This window comes from Micromonospora sp. U56 (assembly GCF_018070095.1).
GTDB lineage: Bacteria > Actinomycetota > Actinomycetes > Mycobacteriales > Micromonosporaceae > Micromonospora > Micromonospora purpureochromogenes.
Genome location: NZ_JAGPYL010000205.1, coordinates 1 through 6,263, shown reverse-complemented (window position 1 = coordinate 6,263; position 6,263 = coordinate 1). Strand labels below are relative to the sequence as shown.

Genomic DNA, 6,263 nt, shown 5'->3' with positions numbered 1-6,263 from the left:
GGCGCGGACTTGTCGACCGCGTCCGCGCCGTGCACGGCCAGCCCGGCGGCGACGTCCGCCGGGCCGGCCAGCAGGTCACCCATGTCGCCACCCGCGCCGGGTGGCGGCGTGGAGCATCGCGGGGCGGGGCCCCGCGACGCCTCCGACGCATTCCGTCACGCGTTGCCCCCGGCCTGCTCGGCGGCCCGCGCGCTGCCCTTGGCGGCCTTGTTCGGGGCGCCGGTGCCCTGCGCGGCGGCGGTGAGCGACTTGCGCACCCCGTCGAGCAGCTCCAGCCAGCTGGCCTCGAACTTCTCCACGCCTTCCCGCTCCAGGGTGGCGATCACGTCGGACATGTCGACGCCCACCGACTCCAGGTCGGTGAAGACCTTGCGGGCCTCGTCGTACGCCCCGGTGATGGTGTCGCCCCGGGTCTCGCCGTGGTCGGCGTAGGCGTGGATGACCGATTCCGGCATGGTGTTGACCGTGCCGGGGGCGATCAGCTCCTCGACGTAGATGACGTCCCGGTAGTCCGGGTTCTTCGTCGAGGTGGACGCCCACAGCGGCCGCTGCGGGTGGGCGCCCGCGTCGGCCAGGGCCTGCCAGCGGTCGGAGGAGAAGACCTCGCCGTAGCGCTCGTACGCCAGCCGGGCGTTGGCGACGGCCGCCTTGCCGCGCAGCGCCTTGGCCTCGTCGGAGCCGAGCTTCTCCAATCGCTTGTCGACCTCGGAGTCGACGCGGGAGACGAAAAACGACGCCACCGAGCCGATCTTGGACAGGTCGTGGCCGTTCGCCTTCGCCTGCTCCAGGCCGGCGAGGAACGCCTCCATCACCGCGGAGTACCGGTCCAGGCCGAAGATCAGCGTCACGTTCACGCTGATCCCCTCGGCCAGGGTGGCGGTGATGGCCGGCAGGCCCGCCTCGGTGGCCGGGATCTTGATGAAGAGGTTGGGGCGGTCGATCAGCCACCACAACCCCTTGGCCTCGGCGACCGTCTTCTCGGTCTCGTGGGCCAGCCGCGGGTCCACCTCGATGGAGACCCGGCCGTCGACCCCGGCGGTCGCGTCGTACGCCGGCCGCATCACGTCGCAGGCCCACCGCACGTCGTACGTGGTCAGCAGGCGAACCGCCTCTTCGACCTCCAGGCCACGGGTGGCGAGGTCCTTGAGCTGCCAGTTGTACTCGTCCGCGTCGCTCAGCGCCTTGGCGAAGATGGTCGGGTTGGACGTCACCCCGACCAGGTGCTTCTCTCGGCGCAGCTGGTCCAGCCCGCCGGAGCTCAGTCGGGTCCGGGAAAGATCGTCGAGCCAGATCGCCACACCCGCGGCGCTGAGCTCACCCAGCCTGTCAGTCATGCCGTCCACGCTCCCCTCAGTTGCCGGTCGTGAAACCGGTGATGTCGCCCACCCGGGTCAGCGCCGCGTGCGCGGCGGCCACGATCCGGTCGGGGGTGAACCCGAACTGCTCGAAAAGCACAGTGTGTGGGGCGCTGGCGCCGTAGTGCTCCAGGCTCACGCTCTCGCCGCACTCGCCGACGATCCCGCGCCACGACATGGCGATGCCCGCCTCCACGCTCACCCGTGCCTTTACCCCGCGCGGCAGCACCGACTCCCGGTACGCCTCGTTCTGCTCGTAGAACCACTCCTGGCAGGGCATCGAGACGACTCGGGTGGGGGTGCCGTCGGCCTCCAGCCGCTCCCGGGCGGTGAGGCAGAGCTGCACCTCGGAGCCGGTGCCGACGATGATCACCTGCGGCTTGCCGGTGGACGCCTCGGCCAGCACGTAGCCGCCCTTGGTGACGCCCTCGGCGCTGCCCAGCGTCTCCCGGTCCAGCGTCGGCAGCGCCTGACGGCTCAGCGCCAGCGCGGTCGGCCGGTCGGTGTGCTCCAGCGCCTGCCGCCAGGCCCAGGCGGTCTCGTTGGCGTCCGCCGGGCGGACCACGTCCAGGCCGGGGATGGCCCGCAGCGCGGTCAGGTGCTCCACCGGCTGGTGGGTCGGGCCGTCCTCGCCCAGGCCGATCGAGTCGTGCGTCCAGACGTAGACCACCGGCAGCTTCATCAGCGCCGCCAGCCGCACCGAGGGGCGCATGTAGTCGCTGAACACCAGGAAGGTGCCGCCGTACGGGCGGGTGCCGCCGTGCAGGGCGATGCCGTTGAGGATCGCTCCCATGGCGTGCTCACGGATGCCGAAGTGCAGCGTGCGGCCGTACTCGTGGCCCGGGAAGTCCTTGGTGGCGTGGGTGGCCGGGATGAAGGACGGCTCGCCCTTCATGGTGGTGTTGTTGCTCTCCGCCAGGTCGGCCGAGCCGCCCCAGAGCTCCGGCAGCACCGGGGCGAGCGCCTCCAGCACCTTGCCGGAGGCGGCCCGGGTGGCCACGCCCTTGGCATCGGCGGGGAAGGTCGGCAGGGCCTCGGTCCAGCCCTGCGGCAGCACCCGGCCGGCCATCCGCTCCCAGAGCGCCTTGCGCTCGGGGTTGGCCTGCGACCAGGCGTCGAACGCGGTGGTCCACTCCCGCTGGGCGGCCTCGCCGCGGCTCATCACCTGGCGGGCGTGGCCCAGCACCTCCTCGTCGACCTCGAAGCTCTGCGCCGGGTCGAAGCCGAGCAGCTGCTTGGTGGCGGCCACCTCGTCGGCGCCGAGCGCCGAGCCGTGGATCTTGCCGGTGTTCTTCTTGTTGGGTGCGGGCCAGCCGATGATGGTGCGCAGCGCGATGAAGGAGGGACGCCCGGTCTCCGCCTTGGCGGCCAGCAGCGCCTGGTGGAGCGCCGCCACGTCCTCGTGGTAGTCGCCCTGGTCGGCGTCGCCGGTCCGCCAGTCGACGGTCTGCACGTGCCAGCCGTACGCCTCGTAGCGGGCCGCCACGTCCTCGCTCTTGGCGATCCGGGTGTCGTCCTCGATGGAGATCTCGTTGTCGTCGTAGATCACCGTGAGGTTGCCCAGCTGCTGGTGCCCGGCGAGCGCGCTGGCCTCGTGGCTGATGCCCTCCTCGATGTCGCCGTCGGAGGCGATGCACCAGATGTCGTGGTCGAAGACCGAGCCGCCCGGCTCGCTCTCCGGGTCGAACATGCCCCGCTCGCGGCGGGCGGCCATCGCCATGCCGACCGCGTTGCCCAGGCCCTGGCCGAGCGGGCCGGTGGTGGTCTCCACGCCGGGGGTGTGCCCGTGCTCCGGGTGGCCGGGGGTGAGCGAGCCCCACTGCCGCAGCGACTGCAGGTCCTCCAGCGCGAGGGGGTAGCCGGAGAGGAAGAGCTGGATGTAGAGGGTCAGGCTGGAGTGCCCGGCGGAGAGGACGAACCGGTCCCGGCCGGGCCAGTTCGGGTCGGCCGGGTTGTGGCGCATCACCCGGTTGAAGAGCAGGTACGCCGCGGGCGCCAGGCTCATCGCGGTGCCCGGGTGGCCGTTGCCGGATTTCTCCACGGCGTCCATGGCCAGCACGCGGACGGTGTCGACGGCCCGGCGGTCGAGGTCGGTCCAGTTGAGTGCGGGGTGCTCGGGTCGGTTGGCAGCCACGATGGTTGTGCTCCTCGGCAGATGGGCGGAACCCTCACTGATGACCCTATCGAGCGGCCCTAAACGTCCGCCCGGGGATCACTCCACCCTGTTGGGTACGGGTCGGACGGGTCTGGTCGTTCAGCCCATCGGTGTGACGGCCCGCACCGTTGTCGGGTCGCCCGGGCAGCCAAAACGACGACGCGTAGTCTGTGGGTCGGTGTGTGGACCCTTCCCGGTCCCGCCGACCTGATCACCCCTGCCGATGCCGGAAGGTGGCAATCCGTGAGCATGATCACCGAGCGCCCCGTCAGCAACTCTGCCGGGCAGCCGCCGGTGCGCACGGTGGTCGCGGAGCCGGCCCGCCGCGACGTTCGGTCGGTCGTCGCCGCGTACGTCGCGTTGACCAAGCCCCGCATCGTCGAGCTGCTGCTGGTTACCACGGTGCCGGCGATGATGCTCGCCGACGGCGGCCTGCCCTCGCTCTGGCTGGTGGCCGTGGTGCTGGTCGGCGGATCGCTCGCGGCCGGCGCGGCCAGCGTGATCAACTGCTACATCGACCGGGACATCGACCAGCTGATGCGGCGTACGAAGCGCCGCCCGCTGCCGGCGCACACCGTCTCGCCGCGCAACGCGCTCGTCTTCGGCCTGGTGCTGGCGGCGGTGTCGGTGGTCCTGATGGCGGCCTTCACCAACCTGCTGGCGGCCGGGCTGACCCTGGCGGCGATCGTCTACTACGACGTCGTCTACACGCTCTGGCTCAAGCGGACCACCCCGACGAACACCTTCTGGGGCGGTGCCTGCGGGGCGGCCCCGGTGCTGATCGGCTGGGCGGCGGTGACCGGCTCGCTGGCGCCGCAGGCCTGGGTGCTCTTCGGCGTGGTCTTCTTCTGGCAGATGCCGCACTTCTACCCGCTGGCGATGAAGTACAAGGACGACTACGCCCGCGCGGGCATCCCGATGCTGCCGGTGGTGGCCTCGGCCCGCCGGGTCAACGCCGAGATCCTGACCTTCGCCTGGATCACCGTGCTGCTCTCGCTGGCGCTCTGGCCGATGGGGATGAGCCCGATCTACGGCGTGCCGACCCTGGTGGTGGGCGGGATCTTCGTGGTCGAGGCGCACCGGCTCTGCCGCCGGGTGACCCGGGGCGAGGCCGTCAAGCCGATGCGGCTGTTCCACTGGTCGACGACCTACCTGACCATCCTCTTCGCCGCCGTCGCCCTCGACGCGCTGGTCTGACCGCCACCGGGCGGCCGCTGATCGCCCCGGGTGGCCTTCCGGGCCGGTCCGGCACGGTCCGGACGATGAATTTCCAGAGTCGGTTTTCGGTCTGAGTCCCATCGACTCAACTCGGACTCATTGGGGCGATCTGGGCCGCCCGATTCGCCTTCATTTATCCGACAAGTACGGGCGATTCACCTGTGGTCTTCCTTAAACCCGTAGGTAATTGGCATCACAAATAGTTCATCCTTCTCGCACGTACGGGGGCATGTCTGCTTAGGCTTCGCGTCATGGCAGATGGTTCCGATACGACGCTGACGGCTGAGCAGACCGCCGAGAACGCCCCCAACGGGCTGGTCTCGGGCATCAAGTCGTTCGCCGCCGGCCACGGTGGCGCCAAGGCGGTCATCGAGTACGTCGGCAAGCGTGGCGCACGGATCGTCCTCGTCGGCGAGGACGGCGCGTGGGCCGACCAGTTCGCGGACGACACCGTCGTCGCGCGGCAGGCGTGCGCCAAGGCGGGAGTCACCGTCGAGAACGCCTGGGAGCGTGAACTGATGGACCAGATGCGTCCGAGCAACGACCTCTGGCGGTCGATGGCCCGGCGCACGATGGCCCGTTGACATAAATTGACCAACCACCACCAGTCGACCCGGGGGGAACCCCGGGTCGCTCTCGTCACCTGTGACCGGCTCGTCGACCTCGACCCGGACGACCGACTCGTACTCGCCCCGCTCGCCGACCGCGGCGTCACCGCCGAGGTGGCCGTCTGGGACGACCCGAGGGTCGACTGGGCCGGGTACGACCTGGTCGTGCTCCGCTCACCCTGGGACTACGCGCTGCGCCGCGACGAGTTCGTCGCCTGGGCGCAGACCGTGCCGGCCCTGGTCAACCCCGCCGACGTGGTCCGCTGGAACACCGACAAGCGCTACCTGGGCGAGTTGTCGGCGGCCGGCGTGCCGGTCGTACCGACCTCGTGGGTGGCGCCGGGGGAGACCTGGCGACCGCCCGCCGACTCCGGCGAGTACGTGATCAAGCCGGCGGTCAGCGCCGGCAGCCAGGACACCGGCCGCTACGACCTGGCCGACCCGGGGCACCGCGAGCTGGCCGCCGCGCACGTGCGGCGGCTGTCGGACGCCGGCCGGCTGACCATGGTGCAGCCGTACCTCGACGCCGTGGACACCGCCGGTGAGACCGCGCTGCTGTTCCTGGCCGGCCCGCAGGGGCTGGCGTTCAGCCACGCGATCCGTAAGGGCGCGATGCTGGACGGCCCGGATCTCGGCGTGGACGGGCTCTACAAGCCCGAGGAGATCAGCGCCCGCACCGCCGGTGCCGAGCAGTTGGCCGTCGCGGAGCGGGTCCTGGCCGAGGTGCCGGGCGGGACCGGGCGCCTGCTCTACGCCCGGGTGGACCTGATCCCCGGCCCGGACGGCGCGCCCGTCCTGGTGGAGCTGGAGCTGACCGAGCCGTCGCTCTTCCTCGGCTACGCCGACGGCGCCCCCACCCGCCTCGCCGACGCCATCCACACCCACCTCCCCCACAAACCCCCCACCCCAACCCCCCCCCAACCCCCC

Annotated in this window: 5 protein-coding genes; 3 read left to right on the top strand and 2 right to left on the bottom strand. The window is 71.2% G+C overall.

Going from position 1 to position 6,263, the window contains the following annotated elements; translation table 11 throughout:
• Window positions 1-155: 155 nt before the first annotated feature.
• Both tal and tkt read right to left on the bottom strand, forming a co-directional pair.
• Window positions 156-1,334: a transaldolase gene (gene tal, locus KBX37_RS33045; RefSeq protein WP_210779750.1), complete on the bottom strand. Its 1,179-nt coding sequence runs from the start codon at window positions 1,332-1,334 to the stop codon at window positions 156-158.
• A gap of 16 nt (window positions 1,335-1,350) precedes the next feature.
• Window positions 1,351-3,489, bottom strand: a complete 2,139-nt coding sequence (gene tkt / locus KBX37_RS33040) for a transketolase (protein ID WP_210779749.1) — start codon at window positions 3,487-3,489, stop codon at window positions 1,351-1,353.
• 264 nt (window positions 3,490-3,753) lie between these two features.
• On the opposite strand from tkt, the gene KBX37_RS33035 reads away from it, so the two are divergent.
• The 3 genes from KBX37_RS33035 to KBX37_RS33025 form a co-directional block, all read left to right on the top strand.
• The gene (locus tag KBX37_RS33035) at window positions 3,754-4,707 is read left to right on the top strand and encodes a heme o synthase (RefSeq protein ID WP_210779748.1); all 954 of its coding nucleotides are present in this window, start codon (window positions 3,754-3,756) and stop codon (window positions 4,705-4,707) included.
• A gap of 272 nt (window positions 4,708-4,979) precedes the next feature.
• Entirely contained in the window at window positions 4,980-5,312 is a 333-nt protein-coding gene (locus tag KBX37_RS33030; RefSeq protein WP_210779747.1) for a hypothetical protein, read from the top strand.
• 6 nt (window positions 5,313-5,318) lie between these two features.
• A partial coding sequence (locus KBX37_RS33025) for a RimK family alpha-L-glutamate ligase (RefSeq protein WP_210779746.1) occupies window positions 5,319-6,263 on the top strand: 945 nt, incomplete at its 3' end.

Bases quoted from the DNA above. Each gene is read 5' to 3' on its own strand.
- tal (WP_210779750.1), bottom strand. From the start codon at position 1,334: ATGACTGACAGGCTGGGTGAGCTCAGCGCCGCGGGTGTGGCGATCTGG.
- KBX37_RS33030 (WP_210779747.1), top strand. From the start codon at position 4,980: ATGGCAGATGGTTCCGATACGACGCTGACGGCTGAGCAGACCGCCGAG.